The sequence below is a fragment of the Oceanisphaera pacifica genome, assembly GCF_017498065.1.
Classification (GTDB): Bacteria; Pseudomonadota; Gammaproteobacteria; order Enterobacterales; family Aeromonadaceae; genus Oceanimonas; species Oceanimonas pacifica.
The window spans coordinates 1-21,507 of sequence record NZ_JAGDFX010000012.1 but is presented as its reverse complement, the minus strand read 5'-3'; the positions used below and the strand labels follow the sequence as shown (position 1 = coordinate 21,507).

Annotated in this window: 24 protein-coding genes; 13 read left to right on the top strand and 11 right to left on the bottom strand. The window is 47.1% G+C overall.

From position 1 onward, the window contains the following. Positions 1–100 precede the first annotated feature (100 nt). Positions 101–583 (top strand): copper chaperone PCu(A)C, encoded by a 483-nt coding sequence (locus J3U76_RS10770; RefSeq protein WP_208005976.1) that lies wholly within the window; start codon positions 101–103, stop codon positions 581–583. Between the two features lie 31 nt (positions 584–614). Here J3U76_RS10770 and J3U76_RS10765 read toward each other — a convergent pair whose 3' ends face one another. The 3 genes from J3U76_RS10765 to J3U76_RS10755 all read right to left on the bottom strand — a co-directional run bounded on the left by J3U76_RS10765 (position 615) and on the right by J3U76_RS10755 (position 2,003). Continuing rightward, the gene (locus tag J3U76_RS10765; protein WP_243454208.1) at positions 615–1,061 is read right to left on the bottom strand and encodes a CoA-binding protein; all 447 of its coding nucleotides are present in this window, start codon (positions 1,059–1,061) and stop codon (positions 615–617) included. A 78-nt stretch (positions 1,062–1,139) separates the two neighbouring features. Next, complete coding sequence (gene trxC, locus J3U76_RS10760) at positions 1,140–1,592, bottom strand: thioredoxin TrxC (RefSeq protein WP_208005975.1); 453 nt, start codon at positions 1,590–1,592, stop codon at positions 1,140–1,142. Between the two features lie 3 nt (positions 1,593–1,595). Further along, a complete protein-coding gene (locus J3U76_RS10755; RefSeq protein ID WP_208005974.1) occupies positions 1,596–2,003 on the bottom strand; it encodes an META domain-containing protein in 408 nt (135 codons plus the stop codon). A 241-nt stretch (positions 2,004–2,244) separates the two neighbouring features. On the opposite strand from J3U76_RS10755, the gene J3U76_RS10750 reads away from it, so the two are divergent. Beyond that, complete coding sequence (locus tag J3U76_RS10750; protein ID WP_208005973.1) at positions 2,245–2,955, top strand: MOSC domain-containing protein; 711 nt, start codon at positions 2,245–2,247, stop codon at positions 2,953–2,955. A gap of 88 nt (positions 2,956–3,043) precedes the next feature. On the opposite strand, the gene ybcJ is transcribed toward J3U76_RS10750, so the two are convergent. Beyond that, entirely contained in the window at positions 3,044–3,259 is a 216-nt protein-coding gene (gene ybcJ / locus J3U76_RS10745; RefSeq protein WP_208005972.1) for a ribosome-associated protein YbcJ, read from the bottom strand. Between the two features lie 359 nt (positions 3,260–3,618). Between ybcJ and J3U76_RS10740 the strand changes: the two genes are divergently transcribed. After that, positions 3,619–4,752: an aminotransferase class V-fold PLP-dependent enzyme gene (locus tag J3U76_RS10740; protein WP_208005971.1), complete on the top strand. Its 1,134-nt coding sequence runs from the start codon at positions 3,619–3,621 to the stop codon at positions 4,750–4,752. Positions 4,753–4,927: 175 nt separating this feature from the next. On the opposite strand, the gene J3U76_RS10735 is transcribed toward J3U76_RS10740, so the two are convergent. After that, positions 4,928–6,613 carry a methyl-accepting chemotaxis protein gene (locus J3U76_RS10735; RefSeq protein WP_208005970.1) on the bottom strand — a complete coding sequence of 562 codons (1,686 nt, stop codon included), beginning with the start codon at positions 6,611–6,613 and terminating at the stop codon, positions 4,928–4,930. A gap of 389 nt (positions 6,614–7,002) precedes the next feature. On the opposite strand from J3U76_RS10735, the gene J3U76_RS10730 reads away from it, so the two are divergent. The 3 genes from J3U76_RS10730 to rmuC all read left to right on the top strand — a co-directional run bounded on the left by J3U76_RS10730 (position 7,003) and on the right by rmuC (position 9,477). Continuing rightward, a complete protein-coding gene (locus J3U76_RS10730; RefSeq protein ID WP_208005969.1) occupies positions 7,003–7,842 on the top strand; it encodes a PfkB family carbohydrate kinase in 840 nt (279 codons plus the stop codon). A gap of 61 nt (positions 7,843–7,903) precedes the next feature. Further along, the gene (locus J3U76_RS10725) at positions 7,904–8,140 is read left to right on the top strand and encodes a hypothetical protein (protein ID WP_208005968.1); all 237 of its coding nucleotides are present in this window, start codon (positions 7,904–7,906) and stop codon (positions 8,138–8,140) included. Between the two features lie 2 nt (positions 8,141–8,142). Next, positions 8,143–9,477, top strand: coding sequence for a DNA recombination protein RmuC (gene rmuC / locus J3U76_RS10720; RefSeq protein ID WP_208006049.1), 1,335 nt, complete (start codon positions 8,143–8,145; stop codon positions 9,475–9,477). Between the two features lie 218 nt (positions 9,478–9,695). On the opposite strand, the gene trkA is transcribed toward rmuC, so the two are convergent. The 4 genes from trkA to def are packed head-to-tail and all read right to left on the bottom strand — an operon-like array spanning position 9,696 to position 13,867. Next, positions 9,696–11,072: a Trk system potassium transporter TrkA gene (gene trkA, locus J3U76_RS10715; protein WP_208005967.1), complete on the bottom strand. Its 1,377-nt coding sequence runs from the start codon at positions 11,070–11,072 to the stop codon at positions 9,696–9,698. Next, positions 11,069–12,364 (bottom strand): 16S rRNA (cytosine(967)-C(5))-methyltransferase RsmB, encoded by a 1,296-nt coding sequence (gene rsmB, locus J3U76_RS10710; protein WP_208005966.1) that lies wholly within the window; start codon positions 12,362–12,364, stop codon positions 11,069–11,071. Before rsmB ends, trkA begins: the two co-directional genes overlap by 4 nt. Before the next feature lie 25 nt (positions 12,365–12,389). Continuing rightward, positions 12,390–13,334, bottom strand: a complete 945-nt coding sequence (gene fmt, locus J3U76_RS10705; protein ID WP_208005965.1) for a methionyl-tRNA formyltransferase — start codon at positions 13,332–13,334, stop codon at positions 12,390–12,392. 17 nt (positions 13,335–13,351) lie between these two features. Beyond that, the gene (def, locus tag J3U76_RS10700) at positions 13,352–13,867 is read right to left on the bottom strand and encodes a peptide deformylase (protein WP_208005964.1); all 516 of its coding nucleotides are present in this window, start codon (positions 13,865–13,867) and stop codon (positions 13,352–13,354) included. Positions 13,868–14,029: 162 nt separating this feature from the next. Between def and dprA the strand changes: the two genes are divergently transcribed. The 5 genes from dprA (at position 14,030) to hemF (ending at position 17,761) form a co-directional block, all read left to right on the top strand. Continuing rightward, entirely contained in the window at positions 14,030–15,127 is a 1,098-nt protein-coding gene (gene dprA, locus J3U76_RS10695) for a DNA-processing protein DprA (protein ID WP_208005963.1), read from the top strand. A gap of 2 nt (positions 15,128–15,129) precedes the next feature. Next, the gene (locus tag J3U76_RS10690) at positions 15,130–15,603 is read left to right on the top strand and encodes a DUF494 family protein (RefSeq protein WP_208005962.1); all 474 of its coding nucleotides are present in this window, start codon (positions 15,130–15,132) and stop codon (positions 15,601–15,603) included. 47 nt (positions 15,604–15,650) lie between these two features. Beyond that, positions 15,651–16,196, top strand: a complete 546-nt coding sequence (locus J3U76_RS10685) for a DNA topoisomerase family protein (RefSeq protein ID WP_208005961.1) — start codon at positions 15,651–15,653, stop codon at positions 16,194–16,196. Between the two features lie 71 nt (positions 16,197–16,267). After that, positions 16,268–16,831 carry an L-threonylcarbamoyladenylate synthase type 1 TsaC gene (gene tsaC / locus J3U76_RS10680; protein ID WP_208005960.1) on the top strand — a complete coding sequence of 188 codons (564 nt, stop codon included), beginning with the start codon at positions 16,268–16,270 and terminating at the stop codon, positions 16,829–16,831. 21 nt (positions 16,832–16,852) lie between these two features. After that, complete coding sequence (hemF, locus tag J3U76_RS10675) at positions 16,853–17,761, top strand: oxygen-dependent coproporphyrinogen oxidase (RefSeq protein WP_208005959.1); 909 nt, start codon at positions 16,853–16,855, stop codon at positions 17,759–17,761. Positions 17,762–17,767: 6 nt separating this feature from the next. Here the strand turns inward: hemF and hdfR are convergent, their stop codons facing one another. Then, positions 17,768–18,613: an HTH-type transcriptional regulator HdfR gene (hdfR, locus tag J3U76_RS10670; protein ID WP_208005958.1), complete on the bottom strand. Its 846-nt coding sequence runs from the start codon at positions 18,611–18,613 to the stop codon at positions 17,768–17,770. 151 nt (positions 18,614–18,764) lie between these two features. Between hdfR and aroE the strand changes: the two genes are divergently transcribed. Then, positions 18,765–19,589, top strand: a complete 825-nt coding sequence (gene aroE / locus J3U76_RS10665) for a shikimate dehydrogenase (RefSeq protein ID WP_208005957.1) — start codon at positions 18,765–18,767, stop codon at positions 19,587–19,589. 82 nt (positions 19,590–19,671) lie between these two features. Further along, positions 19,672–19,932: a DUF1488 family protein gene (locus J3U76_RS10660; protein ID WP_208005956.1), complete on the top strand. Its 261-nt coding sequence runs from the start codon at positions 19,672–19,674 to the stop codon at positions 19,930–19,932. 107 nt (positions 19,933–20,039) lie between these two features. Here the strand turns inward: J3U76_RS10660 and J3U76_RS10655 are convergent, their stop codons facing one another. Beyond that, positions 20,040–20,576 (bottom strand): gamma carbonic anhydrase family protein, encoded by a 537-nt coding sequence (locus tag J3U76_RS10655; protein WP_208005955.1) that lies wholly within the window; start codon positions 20,574–20,576, stop codon positions 20,040–20,042. Between the last annotated feature and the right edge of the window lie 931 nt (positions 20,577–21,507).

Genomic DNA, 21,507 nt, shown 5'->3' with positions numbered 1-21,507 from the left:
CATAGCTAGATCTTTAGCAGCTATATCAGATAGTTAAAGGTGTTATCTTAATACTACTTTTGCTAGCTTTATTGTGTTTTAACATCATAAGGAATAGAAGATGACCGCATTGAAAGTGTTATTAACCTCGGCGCTGCTGTTGGGTACTGCTGCAGTATCTGCGCACGATTATCATGCCGCAGACTTAGATATTGCTCACCCTTGGGCTCGTCCACTACCGCCAGTGGCAACGGTAGGAGTGACCTATTTTACCGTGTCTAATCAAAGTGATACAGATGACGTATTATTAAGCGCCGAGAGCCCAGTCTCTGAAACGGTTGAGATTCATACTCATGTCAAAGAAGGCGACATGATGAAAATGCGTAAATTAGACGAGTTAGCTATCCCTGCACATAAAGAAGTCATACTAGCACCGGGCGGCCACCATTTAATGTTAATGAACCTGAAAGAGGTACCAACAGAGGGCGAGCGCTTTCCGGTTACCTTGCACTTTAAAGAGGCGGGTAGCGTAGAGGTTGAGGTGGCGGTTGAAACACCATCAGCCTCAAGGCAGCATAATGCTGCCGAGCACAGCCATCACTAGTCGGTTTTATAAGGGGGAAGTCCCCCTTATATTATTCGCTTGCTGATTTAGTTAGTAATTGATGTACTTTTTTAATACAAATATCTTCAATGTAATCTAGCTGTCCGGCCTTGGCCGATGCCGCGGCGTCAGCATTTATTACCTCCTCTTGTAACCAGACAGAGCGCGCATTTATGGCCACTGCCTCATCGGCAATCTGGGCGGCAAACTCACTGCGACGAAATACATTAACCAAATCAACCGGTAGTGCTAATTTGTCAAGCGAAGCAACACAAACTTGGCCGAGGATCAGCGAACCCGCTAACTGTGGGTTGACCGGCTGCACCTCAAATCCCTGTGCTAATAAATACTGCATTACCTCAAAGCTGGCTCGTTCTGGCTTATTAGAGGCCCCTACTAAAGCAATGCGCTTAGTTTGCTCTAATATTCGTGCTAAGCGCTGTTTTTCGAGTGGATTTAGTTCGAATTGATCCATCATGTCCCCCTAGTGATAACGCGCCTTACGCCTTATGCCTTATGCCTTAAGTATTATGTCTTTGACGTTACGGCGTACGGCTTATAGCGTACTGCTGCCCGAAGGGCTTAAGCTCTCGAGCCATTGGCGTAATTGCCCTGCCGACAGTGCACCAGACTGGCGCGCGACTTCTTTTCCTTGAACAAAGACAATTAAGGTAGGAATAGAGCGAATACCAAATCGACTGGCCGCGGCTTGATGCGCTTGGGTATCTAACTTAGCCAGACGCAATTGACTTTTTACCTCACTGGCAGCAGCACTAAATACGGGGGCCATTTGCAAGCAAGGACCACACCAAGGAGCCCAAAAATCAACCACTAACGGCAGTGTTTCATTTGCCAATAGTCGATCTAGTTTTGGGCCATCCAAGGTGAGTGGCTCATCCGCCATAACAGGCGCCTTACATTTTCCACATAATGGCGCTTGCTGTAAGCGTGTATAAGGCACCCTGTTTTTAGCTGAGCAAATAGGGCAAATTAGAAAGTGCTCGCTCATTGATTACATCCAGTCAGCAAGATCATAAGTTAGCGTATGCTTATCGCCTATAAGCTGAAGAGTTTGGCCTTGGTTATCGACCTCTGCGCCAGTACCCAGAGTATGAAGCACAGCCGTTTCTACAGCTTGCGCTGCAGGTGAGCAGGCCATTTTGGTGCTGGCGAGAGGATCGGCACTAATACGATTTTGCTTTAAGGTGGCGCTACCAAAAAAACGGTTACAGCCTGCTAAACCGTTAATAGAAAAATGTTCGCCAATTTCTAAGTCAGATTTAATATTGTCATCTATCTGTGCACCATCAATTGCCACCAAGTTCCAATGGTGATGTTTTAAATCAGACTCCACTACGTTAAGGCCACTACTACATGCACTAAGAAGTAGGGCACTGCTAACTACAAGTGCTAGTTTCATAATGACTCCTTAAGTCAATCTTATGGGGTAACACCGAGCTTCTTCTATATGATAGCTCAGGCGTATATGCTGTTATCGATAATAGTGACGACTTGGCTATATTTTTTCAAGTTCAATGGACTTACGGTCAGGTTAAAGATCATCAACAAAGCGTCATCGTGATTATCTAAGCATCATTATAGAGAGCTAAGTGTGTTTCGCGAAAAAAGCGCGTAAGCGATAGCGAGTTAGTGGAGATAGTATGCAGGTCAGTATTTTGGTGGGTAAGGCCGCCATGTTAAACAGCACCATCAGTAGTGCCATACATAAACAGCCTATTTTAACGCGTCAATATTGCGATTTCACGGGCTTGGTGGACGACACGCAAGTTTCAACCGCTTATCACGGTGGTGTAGAACGGGCTTTACACTACTACCCCAAAGAGCATTACGCTTACTGGCAAGCATGGTTTTTGGGAATGGGACTGAAAAGTGCGAAACCTTTACTTAGCGCAGGGGGCTTTGGAGAAAATATCTCAGGTACAGGGCTGATAGAGCAAGAGGTCTGTATCGGTGATATTTATCGCCTAGACAATGCGTTAATTCAAATCAGTCAGCCCCGCTCGCCTTGTTATAAGCTCAATGCCCGCTTTAGCTATCCGGCCTTTTCGGTATTAGTACAAGCTAATGGTCGCACCGGTTGGTTATTACGGGTGTTAGAAACCGGTGAAGTTGGGCCTGAAGCAAACTTAGCCTTAGTAGAGCGCCCATACCCTAATATAAGTGTTAAGCGCGCAGCCGACATTGTTTATAATCAGGCTTTTAACCCAAGTGGGCTAGCAGAGCTGGCTGCGCTCACCAGTTTATCACCCAGTTGGCGAAAAAAAGCGCGTGAGTACTTAGCCGCCGGCCAAGTAACCGACTGGAGTATGAGACTCTTAGGCCCAGATCTTCCGGCTAGCGGTCAGCTATAAGCCGTAAGTTATCAGCTAAGTTAAGCCCGATAAAGGTGGTGTTTATGTTTTACTTACGGCGTACAGCATAAGACGTATCGCTTTGTTTTTAAGCGATCACTTCCACTTGTTGACCGTTAAATTCAACCACTTGCCCGAGGATAATCTTACAACGTTTGCGTAACTCAACGTTTCCGTTAACGGTGACCAGCCCCTCATCAATCACGGTTTTGGCCATGGCGCCAGACTCGCACCAGCCTAATATTTTCAATAGGTTATGCAGGGGAATAAAGGGGTGCCCTTCTAAACTAAATTGTTCTTGCATGAGTATGACTCGAGATAAAAATAATGCGCTATTATAGCGTATATAGCTTTTGTCGTCTTCCTTCGTATAGCAAGACTCCGCTAGGTATGAGAGTAAGAGTTTTGTTATTTATCCTTATATTAGGCATTATTAACAGACTCAAGTTTGGCCGTTTAATTTGGTCTATACTCGGTTTACTCCCATCATTAGACTGCTGCTGCTTCGATGGTGACACAAAGTCGTGGTGCCATCGCGCAGCATGGAAAGCGGTGATACCGCAATGGCAAGGAGAGGTTCGATCCGTAAGGTTTGTTGACCGGCGCCAAGGGCAATGACACAGGGTGTGATTGTTAACGTTATTATTTATTTACGAGGTTTTTATGTCCGGACTCCTACCCCATGTTGATCCTGAAGGTCTGCTGGAATATTCAGTGGTGTATACCGATCGTGCTCTTAATCATATGTCGCAGCGTTTTCAGCAGGTTATGCGCGATATCTCCAGCAACTTGAAAGACTTGTATCAAGCTTATTCAGTGGTCGTGATCCCTGGCAGCGGTACCTTCGGCATGGAAGCCGTAGCACGTCAGTTTGCCACTGATCAAGATTGCTTGATTATTCGTAATGGCTGGTTTAGTTATCGTTGGAGTCAAATATTTTCCGCCGGCAAAATCCCTGCTTCCGAGACAGTATTAAAAGCACGAGCGATAGAAAACGGCCCTCAAGCCGCACTGGCTCCGGCCCCTATTGATGAAGTCGTAGCTGATATTAAAGCCAATAAACCAAGTCTGGTTATTGCCGCTCATGTAGAAACAGCGGCAGGCATGATTTTGCCAGACGAATACCTTAAAGCGGTGAGCCAAGCGGTGCATCAAGTGGGTGGCCTGTTTGTGCTCGACTGTATTGCATCCGGGGCAACCTGGGTTGATATGAAAGCCTGCGGCGTTGATATTCTATTAAGCGCCCCACAAAAAGGTTGGAGTAGCTCCCCTTGCTGCGGTTTGGTGATGATGAGCGAACGCGCGCGGGCCCGTATTGACGAGACGCAAAGCACCAGCTTTGCTTGTGACTTAAAGCAATGGCTACAAGTGATGGAAACTTATGAGCAGGGTGGCCATGCTTATTACACTACTTTACCCACAGATGCGCTGGCTCACTTTCGCGATACCATTAACGAAACTGGTGGCTTAGGTTTTGCTGAAATGAAGCTACGCCAGCAGCAGCTGGGCGAGCGGGTACGAGCCTTGTTAGCAGCACGAGGTATTAAGAGTGTGGCTGCCGACGGCTTTGCCGCCCCCAGTGTTATTGTGTGCTACACCCAAGATGCAGACATTAACAATGGGCGCAAGTTTGTCGACCAAGGCTTACAAATAGCATCGGGCGTGCCGCTGCAATGTGATGAGCCTGAAGATTTTCAAACCTTTCGCATTGGTTTGTTTGGATTAGACAAGTTGCAAGATGTAGCCGGTACCCTAATGCGGTTCGAGCAGGCATTAGATAGAGTGATTCCTGCTTAGCGCTATAGCTCGTTATACTAAATACACTAAATATTTGTTCTACTGAAAACCTGCATAAGAGAGGAAGCTGAGTCACCTCTTTGTTCGGCTTTTGCAGCTATTAAAGCTGACTACTTCTCTAGTGCGATTGGTATTAGATAAAATAAGGCCGCATCAAGATACGGCCTTATTGTTATTAAGCTGGCTGTATTACAAGTTTGCGATTGTTCTTCTCGTTTGCAGCAGGGGTATGATGCTCTTCTAGCGTAAAGTGCGTAATCTGCCGGCTCAAATCCTGTGAGGCCTCAAGTACTTTATCACTGGTCTGTGAAATCAGTTCGCTGACTTGAAGTGCCTCTTCTGATCCTTTATTTATTTGTGTCAGGTTACGATTAATTTCTTCAGCAACGGCAGATTGCTCCTCTGATGCCGTGGCTATTTGTGCATTCATATCATTAATGCGTTGCACCTCTTCTAAAATTCTTTCTAAATCATGACCAGCAGCGCGTACTATTTCGACACTGCTCCCAGCTTGCTCTTGGCTAGTGTGCATGTGTGCAACAACAGTGGTGGCATGGTTTTGTAAGTGCTGGATCATCGATTGAATTTCGCCGGTCGACTCTTGAGTTCGCTGCGCGAGTGAGCGAACCTCATCTGCTACCACAGCAAAGCCTCGGCCAGACTCTCCGGCTCTTGCTGCTTCAATGGCAGCATTGAGTGCGAGCAAGTTCGTTTGCTCAGAGATATTACTAATCACCTCTACCACTGAGCCTATTTGCTGAGTTTGTGTTTCTAATTCACGCATAGCCTGATCTGCTTGCGTTACCGTTTCAGCAAGTTGCAACATACTACTAATACTGCGAGTCACGTCGTCATGACCCATGCGCGCTTCATTATTAGCATGATCTGCCGCAGAAGAGGCATCATTGGCATGGCGCGCTACTTCATTAACGGTGGTATTCATTTCATTCATTGCAGTTGCGACTTGATCTACTTCAGAAAACTGAGTTTGCATACTGGCCCGCGTTTGCTGACTTTTTATACTTAGACCTTCAGCTTCGTGATCTAATAAGCTAGATGCATTGCGCACCTGCAGCAATAATCCACAAAGCTGCGCTCCCATATTATCAATTTCTCGAGACAGCTGGCCTATTTCATCGGTACGGGTCGCATGAGTACGTGCACTTAAATTGCCTTCACCAAATTGACGTACCACATGGTGCACCCGCGCCACAGAAAAGGTGAGCGAGCGGCTAATGAGCGCTACAACAATAAGTGCAAGTACCATAACTAGCGCTGTTAATAGTAGAGACTTAGTGGCTTGTTGCCAGAATAAAGCGTTAACATCGCTTAAATAAATACCACTGCCAATCACCCAGCCCCAAGGGGCAAAGCCCTGCACATAAGACACCTTAGGTTGTGGTTCGGTAGATTGAGGGCCTAAGTAGCTATAGTCAACAAAGCCGGCACCCTGTTGTTTTACTTGCTCTACCATACTCTGCCAGTGGTACTGACCATCTGCATCTGTGACTTGAGTCATGTCTTTGCCTTCAGACTCAGGTTTGATCGGATGTAAGATAAGCTTATGTTGCATATCGTTAATCCACATATAACCTTCATTACCATAACGTAATGTGCCTAAGGCTATTTTGGCCAAACGTTGGCTTTCTTGCTTTCCTAAGCGCGGGCTTTGCGCATAATAATGCTGTACTAAAGAGGCTGCGGTTTCTACTTGTTCTTGAACGCTGGATTTTCGTGTGTCCATTATTTGTTGTCTTAATCCGATAAGCGCTGAACTTTGTACTAATAGTATGCCAATAAATAAACTGGCCACCATGGCCGATAATTTATAGCGAAGACTTAAGTTATTCAGTAGTTGCATGTCCATTCCCAATGATAAAACCGCTAATAGCGACCTGATATTGAAGCTGAGGACAGATGATGTCTATGAGGAGAAATAACAACAATACCAACCTATGCTGATATTCCATTCATTAGATTAAGCGTCCCGTGCTTATTATTGTATTGTTTTATTTGCGCAGTAAGATGTTATGTAATTGTTGCTGCTGCATGCAAGATTAACAGTGCCAATCAATAATATATAGCATTAAAATACTATTTTTATTGATAGTAATCATGGTAATCAGCACTAAGTTAACTGAACTATTCATTTTATCTAGATACTGTGTACTCTAAGCAGCCTGATAGCTTCTATTGTGATGGTTAGCTAAGATAGTTGTTTATATTTTGTCGTCACCGTGGAGATCTGAAATGGCAAAAATACGATTGCTGGCTAACTTAAATTGTGATCATGTGTTGCTGTTAGATGAGCCGTTACACGCGGGGGGGCGCCTACATTACAAAGATCAGGGGCGCCGCTTAGGGGGGGGCGGCGCGAATACCGGCACCGGCTTATTGTGGGCAGGGCACGAGGTGAGTATTTTGGCGCAGGTTGGCCAAGACGCAACGGGAAACTGGTTATTGCAAGAAGCCAGCAATCTTGGGCTAGATATCCGCCATATAGAACAATTTGATGGAGAAACCGGTGAGTTGTTGGTGTTAGTGGATGACAGAGGCGAGCGTACTATTTTACGCCAGCACAGACGCTTAGCACTCCCTAGCAGTTTACCTAGCAGCCCAGTTGATTGTTTATATGTAAATTATGAGGGGGCTGAAGTCGCCACTTATATGGCGCAAATGGCTAAGCATAGCTTGGTGGTCAGTCAATACCCTAAAGGCGGTAAAGATGCTCGGCCTTGTCAGGTAATGATTGCCTCTGCAACAGATTTAGCACAGCAACAAGATCTTTGGCAGCATGCTCAACAACTTGCAGGCCCCGGCTTACAATGGCTGGTGGTGACCCATGGTGAGCAAGGGGTAGAAGCCTTTTCTGCCCAGCAGCACCTACAAATTCCGGCGCGCATGGTGTCTGTGGTGGATGCCACGGGAGCCGGAGATGCGTTTGCCGGTGGGGTGATCCACGGCTTATTAGCAGATTTACCCATGGCCACCGTATTAACCCAAGCCAGCCAATGGGCGGCTTATACGTTATCTTCCAGTAGCTCAATTCCCTCTGAGCAGCTAAAGCATTATCTGCATACCAATGGCTGAATTATGTAGCTGTCACTGTTAAGCTGACGGCTGCTTATTAGACCGAAAGTGGACGGTTACCTTGAATAACGCCTTTATCATTTCTTTGCTGAATCAGTGCTGGCGCTGGTCGGTATTTTTGATGTTTCCCCTATTGCTGCTCATTTATGTACAAGTGCGCGGCATTCCTTTGTCCGCCTTCGATAATGGCGTGAATCAACATAAGTGGTTAATTATCTTAATTTATCTACTCTATGTACTGTTGTGGCTGCGTTTTAACCGCCGCGTTACCATGTTGCTTGAACAGCGCAGGCGCTAATGATGATGTTACTTACCACTTATTGGCCATACATATTCGCTGCGGCATCCGCGTTTGCTGCATGGGGGCTTACCCAACTAAAATTGGGTACGCGCTTACAATTGCAAGCCCAGCAAAATCAGCAATTACGCAGTGGGTTACAAGATAAAAGTGACGAATTACAGGTCACTCAGCAAAAACTTGAGCAACAGCAACAGCTGGTGCTTAAAATGAATGGTCGCTTAAAAGAGTACGAAACGCTACTGCGCCAAGAGCGCCAGTGGGCTGCAGAAAAGCAGACCGAGTTAGCCAATAACGAAGCGCGCTTACAGCAACAGTTTGAAAACTTAGCACAGCGTATTTTTGAGAAAAAAACACATAACTTTCGTGAATTAAACCAAAATAGCCTAGATGGGTTGCTATCTCCATTGCGTGAGCAGCTAGAAGGTTTTCGGCGCAATATGCAAGAAACCTACTCAGACGAAAGCCGCCAGCGACATAGCTTAAAGTTTGAAATTGAGCGTTTAGCTGAATTACACCAACAAATGAGTGCTGATACAGTGGCGCTCACTCGCGCGCTTAAAGGCGACAGTAAACAACAAGGTAACTGGGGCGAGGTGGTATTGGCGCGGGTATTATCTGAGTCGGGCCTGCGTGAAGGACACGAATATAGTACGCAAATGAGCTTAAATAATGCCCAAGGCAAGCGCTATCAACCCGATGTGATTGTGCATCTGCCACAAAATAAAGACATTATTATTGATGCTAAAGTCTCACTCACCGCCTATGAGCGCTACTATAACGGCGATGATGCCCCTGCCCGTGAACAAGCGCTGCGTGATCATGTAGCCTCGGTACGCGGCCACATTAGAGAGTTAGGCCGCAAAGACTATCAGCAGCTAAAAGGCGTTAGAACCCTAGATTATGTTTTGATGTTTGTGGCCGTCGAGCCGGCCTTTTTAGTGGCGGTAGAAGCCGAGCCTGCGCTGATTAAATATGCCCTCGACCATAATATTTTACTGGTGAGCCCCACTAACTTACTGGTGGCGTTACGTACCATAGAAAATCTGTGGCGGGTTGAGCGACAGAATCAAAATGCGCGTAAAATTGCTGAGTCAGCAGGTAAAATCTATGAAAAGCTGCGCTTATTTACAGAAGATATGGAGGCCGTCGGTCAATCTTTAAATAAGGCGGAAAGTCATTATCAAGGTGCGATGAAAAAGCTGAGTAGCGGTCGCGGTAACTTGATCCGCCAAGCCGAAGCCTTTCGCGAACTCGGCGTAGAAGTCACCAAGCCGCTACCCGAGCACCTACAAGAAAGAGCCGCAGCCAAAGAACGTCTAGCCGCAGAAGACTAAAGACTTTCTTGCCACGGAGTCCACAGAACCCACGGAAAAATAGAGAGCAAATCTGAAAGATCTTTTTATTATCGGGTTATGCTGTCTTACTGGACTTACCCTGGTATCTGTTTTGTATTTACTCTCGAATCCATGCTCCGCATAGATGTGCATTGGTTTCGTTCTTCGTCAGTGTTCTTCCGTGTATTCCGTGGCAAAAAGTGTGTTCAAGCTCACCCTTAAAGGAAAAAGGGGCTGGGTTGGAACAAGCGTTCTACTTCGGGAATAAACTTCTTGTTAACCAAAAACAAAATCACATGGTCGTTTTGTTCAATCACAGTTTGATCGTGACCAATAATCACCTCGTCACCGCGCACTATTGCACCCACAGTGGTGCCCGGCGGTAACTTTAGCTCGCCTACTTGCCGACCCACTACCTTAGAGGTGGAATCATCGCCATGGGCAATGGCTTCAATGGCCTCGGCCGCACCACGACGCAGTGAGTAAACATTAACGATATCAGCGCGCCTAACATGAGTTAATAGTGCCGATATAGTGGCTTGCTGCGGCGATATAGCCACATCTATGCTGCCGCCTTGTACTAAATCAACGTAGGCGCTGCGCTGAATCAGCACCATGGTTTTTTTAGCGCCCAGTTTTTTGGCCAACATGGCCGACATAATATTGGCTTCATCTTGGTTGGTAACCGCAATAAACACATCAACTTGATCAATATGCTCTTCTATTAATAGTTCTTCATCAGCGGCATCACCACAAAAGACGATGGTATTTTCTAACTGCTCTGATAATTGCTCGGCGCGTGCTAACTTGTGCTCTATCAATTTAACAGAATAATGCTTTTCTAGTCGCCTTGCTAAACCGGCGCCCACATGACCGCCGCCCACAATCATAATGCGTTTATAGTTACTTTCTAAACGCTGTAACTCAGACATGACTGCGCGAATATGGCCGCTGGCCGCCACAAAGAATACTTCGTCATCCGCTTCAATAATGGTGGTGCCTTGAGGGCGAATCGGTCTGTTTTGGCGAAATATCGCCGCCACGCGAATATCGATGCCTGGCATATGATCACGCAAGCTCGACAGCGCATTCCCCACTAAAGGGCCCCCGTAATAGGCTTTTATGGCCACCAAACCGACCTTACCTTTAGCAAAGTCCACCACCTGTAATGCACCTGGGTATTGAACGAGGCGATAAATATATTCTGTTACTAATTGCTCAGGAGCAATCAGGTTATCCACGGGCAGGGCTTCATTGAGGAAGAGCCGCTCGCGTTCGGCTAAAAACTCCGGCGAGCGAATGCGCGCCACTTTATTTGGTGTATTAAACAGCGAATATGCGACCTGACAGGCAATCATATTAGTTTCGTCGCTACTGGTTACCGCCACTAGCATATCGGCGTCTTGGGCGCCGGCCTCACGCAATATATTGGGGTAAGAGCCGTGGCCATTAATCACCCGCAAGTCATACTTATCTTGTAATTCGCGCAAGCGTTCAGTGTTGGTATCAACAATAGTAATGTCATTATTTTCGCCCACTAAATTTTCGGCGAGTGTGCCTCCTACTTGTCCTGCACCTAAAATAATAATTTTCATGCCGTTTTACTCAACTTGGCATAATAAAAGCCGTCTCTTTGTTCAGCGCCGGGTAATAATTGCCAGCCGGGGTTGTCGGGAGTGTCATTGGCGTGCAAGGGCTTAAGAAGCGCATTAGGCGTTCGATTTAAAAAGGCGGTAATTTGCTGACTATTTTCGTCGGGCAATATAGAGCAAGTGGCATAAATTAAGGTGCCGCCGGGCTTAAGTTGCTGCCAAAGCGCATCTAAAATTTGTCCCTGTAGTGTGGCCAGCTGAGTTATATCCTCGGGGCGGCGCAGCCATTTAATGTCGGGATGGCGTCGAATAACTCCAGTGGCAGAGCAGGGCGCATCCAACAAGATGCGATCAAACTGCTCGCCTTGCCACCAATCAGCAGGCTGAGCGGCATCACCTTGTAATACGGTGGCTGCTAAGCCGATGCGATCTAAGTTTTGATGCACGCGCTTAAGACGATCATTATCCAGATCAACCGCCACCAGCTGTGATAGTGCTGGCTGGCGCTCCAGTATGTGCGCCGTTTTCCCCCCGGGTGCCGCGCAGGCATCTAAAACAAGCTCACCGGCTTGGGCATCTAACAATTGGGCGGCCAATTGTGCTGCACCATCTTGTACTGAACTATGGCCTTGCTCAAATCCTGGCAGACTAGTCACATCGACCGGTCGTGCTAAGCGTAATGCGCTTTGGGCAAGCTCATCTGGGGTCGCGTCTAGTTCTGCTTGTTGTAACAGCGCGAGATATTGTTCGCGGCTGTGCTGACTTTGATTAACCCGTATCCACATAGGTGGATGCTGATTATTGGCGGTTAAAATATCTTGCCACTGCTCAGGGTAAGCCTGCTGTATGCGCTTTAATAGCCAATTGGGGTGGGCTAGCCGTAGCTGTGGCAAGGCATCAACCTTAGTGGTGAGCTCATCTTGCTTGCGCTGTACATTACGCAGTACGCCATTCACCATGCCCTTAAAAGGTTCGACTTTGAGCACTTTGCAGGCGTTCACGGTTTCGGCCAATGCTGCATGGGCAGGAACACGGGTATAAAGTAGCTGATAGATGCCAACCAATAACAGTGAGTGCACCACACGGTATTTTCCCTTAAGCGGCTTTTCTAATAGCGGCTTGGTCATGGCATCTAATCGGCTATACCAACGCAGTGTGCCAAAGCACAGCTCTTGCAGTAGGGCACGATCTTTGGCAGCAACCTTAGACTGATAACGCGGTAGCAGGGTCGATAACGACTGTCCTTGGTTAAGCACTTGATGCAAAATATTAGCGGCGGCGGCACGGGTTTTCATAATATATCCAATAAATTAAAGGCGTTTACGCGAGGCGAGTACCAGGTTGAAACCAGTCTTTGCGCGCATTTAGCAAATCTTGGCAGCCCATGGCTTTTTTGCCGGGAACTTGTAGGCTTAGCAGACGTAATATGCCTTGGCCTGTGGCAATATCAATCCCTGCTTTATTGGCCTGAATAATGGTACCTGGCGCTAAGTCAGTGGGCTCGTCTATTGCCTTACTTTGCCATACCTTAATATTGTGTTCAGCGACGGTAAAATAACTAAAGGGCCAAGGGTTAAAGGCGCGTACGCAACGGGCTATGTGGCTTGCGTCTTGTTGCCAGTCGATACGGGCTTCTTCTTTAGATAGCTTTTTAGCGTAGTTGGCCTGAGTGTCGTCTTGCACCACGGGCGTGGCCTTACCTTCGCTAATCTCTGCCAAGCTGTGTAGCAGTGCTTGGGGGCCAATATGAGCCAGCTTGTCATATAAGCTGGCAGAGGTGTCGTCAGCCTCAATGGGTAAGCTTGCAATGTGCAGCATATCCCCAGTATCTAGGCCTTCATCCATCTGCATAATGGTGACACCCGTGGTGTTATCATCGGCCCAAATCGCCCGTTGAATGGGCGCGGCACCCCGCCAGCGAGGCAGCAAAGAGCCATGCACATTAATGCAGCCTAAACGAGGAATATCTAATACCGGCTGAGGCAAAATTAAGCCATAAGCCACCACCACCATAATATCGGCATTAAGGGCTGCCAGCTCTTGCTGTGCCTCGTCATTACGCAAACTTATGGGTTGTAACACCGGGATGCCGGCTTGCTCAGCCGCTACTTTTACAGGGCTTGGGGTCAGTTTTTTACCTCGTCCCGCCGGGCGGTCGGGCTGGGTGTATACCGCCACAACCTGATGCTCAGAGCCGAGTAGGGCTTGTAAATGACGAGCAGCAAAGTCCGGGGTGCCGGCAAAAATGATATTGAGTGGGCGCAAAAGATATCCTTTTATAATTAAAGACCTTGGGCTTCTTGTTTGGTGAGCTTTTCCATTTTTTGGCGAATACGCTGGCGCTTAAGTGGCGATAAGTAATCAACAAAGAGTTTGCCTTTTAAATGATCCATCTCATGCTGAATACAAATAGCCAATAAATCGTCGGCTTCTAGCTCAAAGGTTTCCCCTTGCGCATTTTGTGCACGTACTTTTACCCACTCGGCTCTTTCTACTAAGGCGCGAGCTCCCGGAACTGACAAGCAGCCTTCTTCAATGCCGGTACTGCCGCTTTGTTCTAAAATTTCTGGATTTATCAACACTAAGCGCTGATCTCTGTCTTCAGAAACATCCATCACTATTAACTGTTGATGAATATCCACCTGAGTCGCAGCCAGACCAATACCTTCTTCTGCATACATGGTTTCAAACATATCATCTACAATTTGTTGTAGGGCAGGGGTGAACTCAGTAATGGGCTTAGCGACGGTGCGCAGGCGTTCATCAGGAAAACGTAATACTTTTAATACTTGTGCCATGGTGACCTAACTCTGTTATCAATCGATATTGCCTCTATTTTAACTGTGTCAGCGCACAAAAAACAGCAAGACTTAATAGAAGCGCGCTAAGTCACTAAAACACCGAGTGTTAATGCGTCTAGTTGTGAGTGCGGCGACTGGATGTGAGATAAGGAGTGGCACATGACGGCGACTAACTTACAGCAACACCCATTGTTGCCTTGGCTGGCACTACAGCAAACCCATGGCATAGGGCCAGTGCGGGCGATTCAGTTATATCGAAAGCTCGGATCTCAGTGGTATCAGCCAGAGCAACTGGAGCAATGCCATTTAAGCCAAGCGCAGCGATTACAATTAGTTACGGCGCATTTTGAACTGCTCGATCCCATATTAGCGTGGCAAGAGGGGGCGGCAAACCGCCATGTATTACCTTGGGATCATGCCGATTATCCCGCACAACTAAAAGCCATTCCTGCTGCGCCCTTATTGTTGTTTGTGGAAGGAGACGTACACAAACTCACTCAGGACCAAATCGCGGTGGTGGGCAGCCGACATCCCTCATATGTGGGCAAAGAAAACACCCGCAATTTAATACCTGAACTGGTGCGCGCCGGTGCCATTATTACCTCAGGCTTAGCCATAGGCGTAGATGGCCTTAGTCATAAAGCGGCATTAGACGCAGGCGGAACTAGTTTTGCGGTGCTAGGCTCAGGGTTAGATAGATGTTATCCCAAGCGCCATCAGCAGCTTGCAAGGGCGTTAATTGACAGTGGTGGGGCGCTATTATCCGAATGTTACCCCTGGCTTGGTCCCTTAGCTCATCATTTTCCGCGACGTAACCGTATTATTAGTGGTTTAAGTTTAGGGGTACTAGTGGTGGAGGCGGCTGAGCGAAGTGGCTCTTTAATTACCGCACGTTATGCAAATGAACAAGGTCGGGAAGTTTTTGCCATTCCTGGCGCTTGGCAAAACCCTTTAGCGCAAGGCTGTAACCTCTTAATTCAAAAAGGCGCTAAATTAGTGATGCAAGCTAATGATATACTGGAAGAGTTAACAGCATTTTCCGTGGCTGCTGTTAAAATAATGCCATCAACACAGGCAGAGTTATTGCCTTATCCTGAGTTGTTGGATAACGTAGGATTAGAGGTAACGGCGTTAGATCTCATTGCGTCTCGTTGCCAGCAGCCGGTACAAGAGGTGCTAACCCAGCTGGTTGAACTAGAATTAGCAGGTTGGGTTGAAACCGTACCGGGGGGCTATGTCAGAGCGAGGAGGGATTGATCATGTTCGAGGTACTGATGTACTTATTCGAAACCTACATTCATACCGATGTAGATGCAGAGGTAGAACAAGATGCTCTCGCCGATGAGTTAACCCAGGCGGGTTTTCATAAACAAGAAATTTTAAAAGCGCTGGCATGGTTAGAACGTTTAGCCGACTTGCAAGTTGCCGAAGAAACACCCAAGTGGGCTCGATCTGAGCCTGACTCTTTTCGAATTTATACCCAAGAAGAGTTATATAAGATTGATGCCGAAGGCCGAGGCTTCTTGCTGTTTTTAGAGCAAATTAAAGTACTGAACTCAGAAACCCGAGAAATTGTTATCGACCGGCTTATGGAGCTAGACTCCCCCGAAATAGAGCTAGACGATCTGAAATGGGTTGCCATGATGGTGCTCTTTAATATTCCGGGTAGTGAGTCGGCTTATCATCAATTAGAAGAACTTGTTTTTGAAGAACCAGAAGGGGTAGTTCACTGATAGCGGCCGCGCTGGTAGTATTTAGCCAATAATAATGGAGGCGCGGCATGTCAAAAATTGATTCCAGTTTATTTAATACCCAAGAGTCTGCTTCTTGGGAGCAAGAAGCCTGCCCTCAATGCGGTGCTAACCTTGAATTACGCCACGGTAAACACGGCGCATTTTTAGGGTGTGCCGCCTATCCTGCCTGTGACTATTTACGTCCCCTTAAAGTAATAGAGCACGATCAAGATATTGAAAAAGTGCTTGAAGGCAGTGAATGCCCACAATGTCAGCATTCGTTAGCCATTAAAAAAGGCCGCTTTGGGCTCTTTATTGGTTGTACTCATTACCCCGACTGCAATCATATTGCCGATATTAACGATCAAGGCCAAGCTGAGCCTAGCTGTCCCATTTGCAGTAAAGGTCAGTTGGTCGCCAGAACCTCCCGCTATGGCAAGCGTTTTTATGCCTGTAATCATTATCCCGACTGTCGCTTTGTGGTAAACGATAAGCCCCTTGATAAGCGCTGCCCGAACTGTGATTTTGCTATTTTGGTTGAGCGCAAAGGCCAAGTTCAATGCCCCAAAAAAGGCTGTGGCTATCAAGAATAATAGACTTCGATGTTCAGTCACAAAGCTTATCTCAAGTCATGCAAGGTTATATTTAATCAATGAGTACTTTAATGAATGCACAATCATTGCAATTTGCCCTAGAGCAGCTACGCCAAGGGGGGGTGATTGGTTATGCCACCGAAGCCGTCTTTGGTGTAGGCTGTGATCCCGATAATGGTGGTGCAGTACAGCGCTTACTTAATATAAAGCAAAGGCCCATCGACAAAGGGTTAGTCTTAGTTGCTGCAGATATTAGCCAGCTACTGCCTTACCTTGATTTAAGTGCACTGCCACAAGGGCGTTTGGCCGTTATATTAGAGAGCTGGCCTGGCCCAAATACTTGGATTATTCCCGCTAAGCCCGAGGTGCCCGCTTGGTTAACGGGGCGTTTTAACTCCTTGGCTGTGCGCGTATCCGCTCATCCCCAAGTGCACGATCTTTGCTTAGGCTTTAATAAGCCCTTGGTTTCAAGCAGCGCTAATAAAAGCGGTGCGCCGCCGGCAAGAAGTGTTAGCGAGCTTGCGCAAACAATGGGGAGTGAGCTGGATTATATCTTACCCGGGCAGACAGGGGGTATGATCAATCCATCCCTAATAAGAGATGGCAGTACTGGTGCAGTACTACGTCCTGCATGATGACTAACTTAGAGGAACATAATGAGCACTCAACCTGATATTAGTGCTGTAAAAGCGTTTTTATTACAGCTGCAAGACACCATTTGTGCAGGACTCGAGCAGGCAGACGGTGTGGGTCAATTTGAAGAAGATAGCTGGGATCGCGCCGAAGGCGGTGGTGGCCGTAGTCGCGTGATGCGAAATGGAAGTGTGATTGAGCAAGGCGGCGTGAACTTTTCTCATGTATATGGCACTGAAATGCCCGCCTCGGCAACCGCACACCGACCTGAATTAGCAGGGCGCTCGTTTGAAGCCATGGGGGTCTCCTTAGTGATCCACCCCAACAACCCTCATGTGCCTACTAGTCATGCCAATGTGCGCTTTTTTATTGCCGAAAAAGAAGGCGCGGATCCGGTATGGTGGTTTGGTGGTGGCTTCGATTTAACCCCTTTTTATCCTGTAGAAGAAGACTGCGAGCATTGGCATCAAGTGGCCGCAGATTTGTGTGCTCCTTTTGGTGAGCAGGTTTATCCTGAGTATAAAAAATGGTGCGATGATTACTTCTACCTTAAGCATCGTGATGAAACTCGCGGTGTGGGCGGCTTGTTTTTTGATGATTTAAATCAATGGCCATTTGAACAGTGCTTTGCCTTTATGCAGGCCGTGGGCAATGGCTACTTGGATGGATATTTGCCGATTATTGAACGACGTAAAGACACCCCCTATACCGAGCAAGAACGTCAATTTCAATTATACCGCCGCGGACGTTACGTTGAGTTTAACTTGGTGTATGACAGAGGCACCTTATTTGGCTTACAAACCGGAGGGCGTACCGAGTCTATCCTAATGTCGATGCCGCCGCTGGCGCGTTGGGAATACGACTGGCAACCTGCAGCGGGCACCCCAGAAGCCAAGCTGAATGACTTTTTAGTACCGAGAAACTGGGTTTAATACGAGTTATGGGGGGGGCGCAAACAGAGCAACCACGCGATCGATAAGCTCTTGGCGCTCCCCGCCGGGTAAATAGGCGGCATAAACCTCACGGTTAATAGAGGGGGTGTCGGCCACAACAAACAGCTGCTCTTGTTGCTGGTAATGGCTGATCATCGAGCTTGGCAAAAAGGCACTGCCGCCATGATGCAATAAATATTCAAGCGCAATACGCACCGACCCCGTATGCAATATAGGAGGGGTTGCAGTATTAAACAGCTTGGCATGTTGCGTATTAAACGCTGTTCCCCAATCGATACGAATATAATCCTGCGCCATGGCCTTGGCGGTATCTAAATGTTGGTAACTTGATACCAACTGTAACTCCATCGTATGAATAGCCACATGATACACGCCCTCGATGCGTGCCGGGTCGGTTAAAAATGCCACATCCAGCGTGCGGCCCAGAAGGGCGCGGGTCATTTGCTCAGGAGTACGTATATCGGCGCGCAACGACAATGCCGGCAGTTCACCATATAAACGATGTAAGCCTTCTTGTAGGTAGGCATCCCACAAATTCGCCGTACCTGCCACGGCCAGTTGTTGCGTTTGTTGTTCACTTAAGGCCACTTCATGTTGGGCCCTCGCCCACGCCAATAGCATAGACTCGGCATGAGGGACTAACGCCTCGCCCGAAGAGGTGAGTTGAATATTATTACGCAAACGCGTAAACAAGGTAACACCCAGCTGACCTTCTAGCTGACGAATACGAAAGCTTACTGCTGAAGGGGTCAGATAAAGGTGTTCCGCCGCTTTACCAAAATGACGGGTGCGGGAAACCTCAAGAAAGGTTTTTAAAAGTTCAGTATCCAAAGCAAGCCACAGTGATGTTGTTAATTAGCGCAAAATCTATTCGTTTTGATATTATTTGCAACCTAAAAAGCCGAGTAGGTAGCAATATCTTATTGAATATCGTCTACTTGATTTATAAATTCTGAGTTTATTGTAAGTGAGAGCCAGCATCATGGACAGATATGCCGTTATCGGTCACCCCATCAAACACAGTCAATCTCCCTTTATTCACCATCAGTTTGCCGAGCAAACTAGCCAAGCGATTGATTATCAGCGCTTATTGGCTCCGCTTGATGGCTTTGCTGATAGCCTGCAGCACTTTGCCCGCGAGGGCGGACAAGGCTGTAATATTACCGTGCCTTTTAAAACCCAAGCCATGGATATTGCAGATGAACTAACAGAAAGAGCCGAGCTGGCAGGTGCTGTTAATACATTGCAGTTATTACCCGATGGTCGTTGGTTAGGTGATAATACCGATGGCGCGGGCTTGGTGATGGATCTGAAACGTTTAGGATTTGAGCTGGCCGGTGCCAATATCTTATTACTCGGAGCCGGTGGCGCGGCCCGTGGGGCTGTATCGCCTTTGCTTGATGAGCAACCGGCAAAGTTAGTGGTAGCAAATCGCACCCCGGCTCGGGCCACTGAGCTGGCGCAACGTTTCTCTCATCTAGGCAATATTATTAGTGAGCCTTTAGCAGCACTAGACAGTGGCTTTGATATTATCATTAATAGTACTTCTGCCAGCTTACAAGGTGAAAACCTGTCACTAGACCCACAAGTATGCCATGGCCAAACACGGGTGTATGACATGATGTATGGGCAAGAAGAAACCCCCTTTATGGCATGGGCCAGAGAACTTGGGGTTGAGCACAGGTTTGACGGTTTAGGTATGTTGGTTGGCCAAGCCGCAGAAAGTTTCTATTTATGGCGTAATGTAAGGCCCAACATTATGCCTGTATTAGTATCATTACGCGCCAAACTAGACGCGGCGAAATAACATCTCAGTGGAGTAAGTGGGTTAACCCTTACTCCTCATTTAATTTATCACCTGTATTAGGTACTAACTAATAGGTACTAACATGAACCAAGATGTGATTGTGAATGATGATCTTAACTGGCAGCCCGAACAACAAAGAGTGGCTTTTAGTGCTCAGTGGTCTGGTGGACAAGTTATTTGCTACCTTAGCTTATCGGCACTCGAGCATCTGAGTGAACAACCCTTACTGGACGAGGCGAGTATTATCCTCGCCTTTGAGTCAGTACGCTTCGACATAGAAGAACAGGTGAGCGATCTTATTGCTCAAGAAGCTTTTAGCCCAGATGGTAGCCTCTTGTTATAGCTCTACGGGAGCTTAAAGCTGTCAGGCTTTAAGTGAATAGCTAAAGAGCGCCACCGCTTTTCTTATCTTTAACGGGCAGCGTACGGCTGACAGCGTTACCTTAACGTTCACTTCTGCTGACGATATTCATCTTTCAAGCGAACATAATTCGCTGCCGACTCTGGTAAAAACGCTTTCTCTTCAGCAGTAAGCCGGCGCGCTTGCTTAACTGGGCTACCCACATATAAGTATCCCGACTCTAATTGCTTACCCGGTGGCACCAAACTGCCTGCACCAATAATCACATCGTCACCCACAATTGCGTCATCTAGCACAATTGTGCCCATGCCAATTAAAACTCGGTTACCAATAGTACAAGCATGCAGCATGGCCTTATGACCAACGGTCACATCATCTCCAATAAGTAGAGGTAACCCCTCGGGAAAGTGAGCACTTGGCCGAGACACATGCAATACACAGCCATCTTGAATATTAGTGCGCCGACCGATACGAATTTTTTGCACGTCTCCCCGCGCTGCAACCAAAGGCCAAACACTCGCGTGCTCTGCAAGTCTAATGTCGCCATATAAAACGGCAGAGGCTTCCACAAACACACCTTCAGCTAATGTTGGGCTAATACCTTGATAAGAGTTAAGAGGAGTCATTATTAGTGCCTGTCTCTATTATTGAGTGAGTCACCCATAGTAACGGCTTATAGATAAATAAATCCATACATCTTAAGCCGTACAAACCCAACCTGTGTCCCTTTTTAGCCTATTGCTGATAGCTGACGGCTTAAAGCTTCCCAAAGGGAGCTGTGTTTCTTTAGCGTAGGGCGTACAGCGGTCGGCGTATAGCTTTCTGTTAGCTCGGCGTTTTGTATATTTTTGTAGGCTCTGCTTCAGCTGTGCAGTGTTTAGGTTTGGTATTGGGCGTTTGTTATTGGTTTTTACATTTTCTCGCTGACGCTCGGTGCGAGCTAAAGCGGCACGCTACAAGTGAGCGCTGTGTGCTTTAGCTTTTAAACGGTCATTGCGAGGAGTGCAAGGACGCGGCAATCCATTCAAACAGAAAGCGGTACGCTTTACGTTATACGCTGTACGAACAAATCAAACCTGTATTTCTTTAACGTAGGGCGTACAGCGATTGGCGTAAGGCGTCATTTTGTGGGTAACTCTGTATATAGGTTGTGTTTTTGCTGGGTGTTTAAGCAATCAGTCACTAAATGCGTATTTTTGTCACTTTAGGGGTTGCGCTTAAACGCGGCTTCCCTATAATGCGCATCCACTGACACGGGGCAACTCGCTCACGGTCACAAGGGTTTGCAGACAACGAAATAAAGTTTGAAACAAACACTTGACGAACAATACGGAATGCGTAAAATACGCATCCCTGACCTGAGCAAGGTCAAACGCTCTTTAACAATTTATCAAGCAAACTGTGTGGGCACTCGCAGAGCGTTGAGAACAAAAAAATATTGTTTTTCAATGTCTTGTGAAGTGCAACTAGAAATAGCAGTACATCAGTAATTCATTGAGCTAGAACTTTTAATTGAAGAGTTTGATCATGGCTCAGATTGAACGCTGGCGGCAGGCC

Excerpts from the sequence above, each read along its gene's own strand:
- J3U76_RS10730 (WP_208005969.1), top strand. The coding sequence starts at position 7,003 with ATGGCAAAAATACGATTGCTGGCTAACTTAAATTGTGATCATGTGTTG.
- ybcJ (WP_208005972.1), bottom strand. The coding sequence starts at position 3,259 with ATGCAAGAACAATTTAGTTTAGAAGGGCACCCCTTTATTCCCCTGCAT.
- J3U76_RS10770 (WP_208005976.1), top strand. The coding sequence starts at position 101 with ATGACCGCATTGAAAGTGTTATTAACCTCGGCGCTGCTGTTGGGTACT.
- J3U76_RS10660 (WP_208005956.1), top strand. The coding sequence starts at position 19,672 with ATGAACCAAGATGTGATTGTGAATGATGATCTTAACTGGCAGCCCGAA.
- rsmB (WP_208005966.1), bottom strand. The coding sequence starts at position 12,364 with ATGAAAACCCGTGCCGCCGCCGCTAATATTTTGCATCAAGTGCTTAAC.
- dprA (WP_208005963.1), top strand. The coding sequence starts at position 14,030 with ATGACGGCGACTAACTTACAGCAACACCCATTGTTGCCTTGGCTGGCA.
- tsaC (WP_208005960.1), top strand. The coding sequence starts at position 16,268 with ATGAATGCACAATCATTGCAATTTGCCCTAGAGCAGCTACGCCAAGGG.
- rmuC (WP_208006049.1), top strand. The coding sequence starts at position 8,143 with ATGATGTTACTTACCACTTATTGGCCATACATATTCGCTGCGGCATCC.
- trxC (WP_208005975.1), bottom strand. The coding sequence starts at position 1,592 with ATGAGCGAGCACTTTCTAATTTGCCCTATTTGCTCAGCTAAAAACAGG.
- def (WP_208005964.1), bottom strand. The coding sequence starts at position 13,867 with ATGGCACAAGTATTAAAAGTATTACGTTTTCCTGATGAACGCCTGCGC.
- J3U76_RS10655 (WP_208005955.1), bottom strand. The coding sequence starts at position 20,576 with ATGACTCCTCTTAACTCTTATCAAGGTATTAGCCCAACATTAGCTGAA.
- J3U76_RS10735 (WP_208005970.1), bottom strand. The coding sequence starts at position 6,613 with ATGCAACTACTGAATAACTTAAGTCTTCGCTATAAATTATCGGCCATG.
- J3U76_RS10765 (WP_243454208.1), bottom strand. The coding sequence starts at position 1,061 with ATGATGGATCAATTCGAACTAAATCCACTCGAAAAACAGCGCTTAGCA.
- J3U76_RS10690 (WP_208005962.1), top strand. The coding sequence starts at position 15,130 with ATGTTCGAGGTACTGATGTACTTATTCGAAACCTACATTCATACCGAT.
- J3U76_RS10685 (WP_208005961.1), top strand. The coding sequence starts at position 15,651 with ATGTCAAAAATTGATTCCAGTTTATTTAATACCCAAGAGTCTGCTTCT.
- J3U76_RS10740 (WP_208005971.1), top strand. The coding sequence starts at position 3,619 with ATGTCCGGACTCCTACCCCATGTTGATCCTGAAGGTCTGCTGGAATAT.
- J3U76_RS10755 (WP_208005974.1), bottom strand. The coding sequence starts at position 2,003 with ATGAAACTAGCACTTGTAGTTAGCAGTGCCCTACTTCTTAGTGCATGT.
- aroE (WP_208005957.1), top strand. The coding sequence starts at position 18,765 with ATGGACAGATATGCCGTTATCGGTCACCCCATCAAACACAGTCAATCT.
- trkA (WP_208005967.1), bottom strand. The coding sequence starts at position 11,072 with ATGAAAATTATTATTTTAGGTGCAGGACAAGTAGGAGGCACACTCGCC.
- J3U76_RS10750 (WP_208005973.1), top strand. The coding sequence starts at position 2,245 with ATGCAGGTCAGTATTTTGGTGGGTAAGGCCGCCATGTTAAACAGCACC.
- hemF (WP_208005959.1), top strand. The coding sequence starts at position 16,853 with ATGAGCACTCAACCTGATATTAGTGCTGTAAAAGCGTTTTTATTACAG.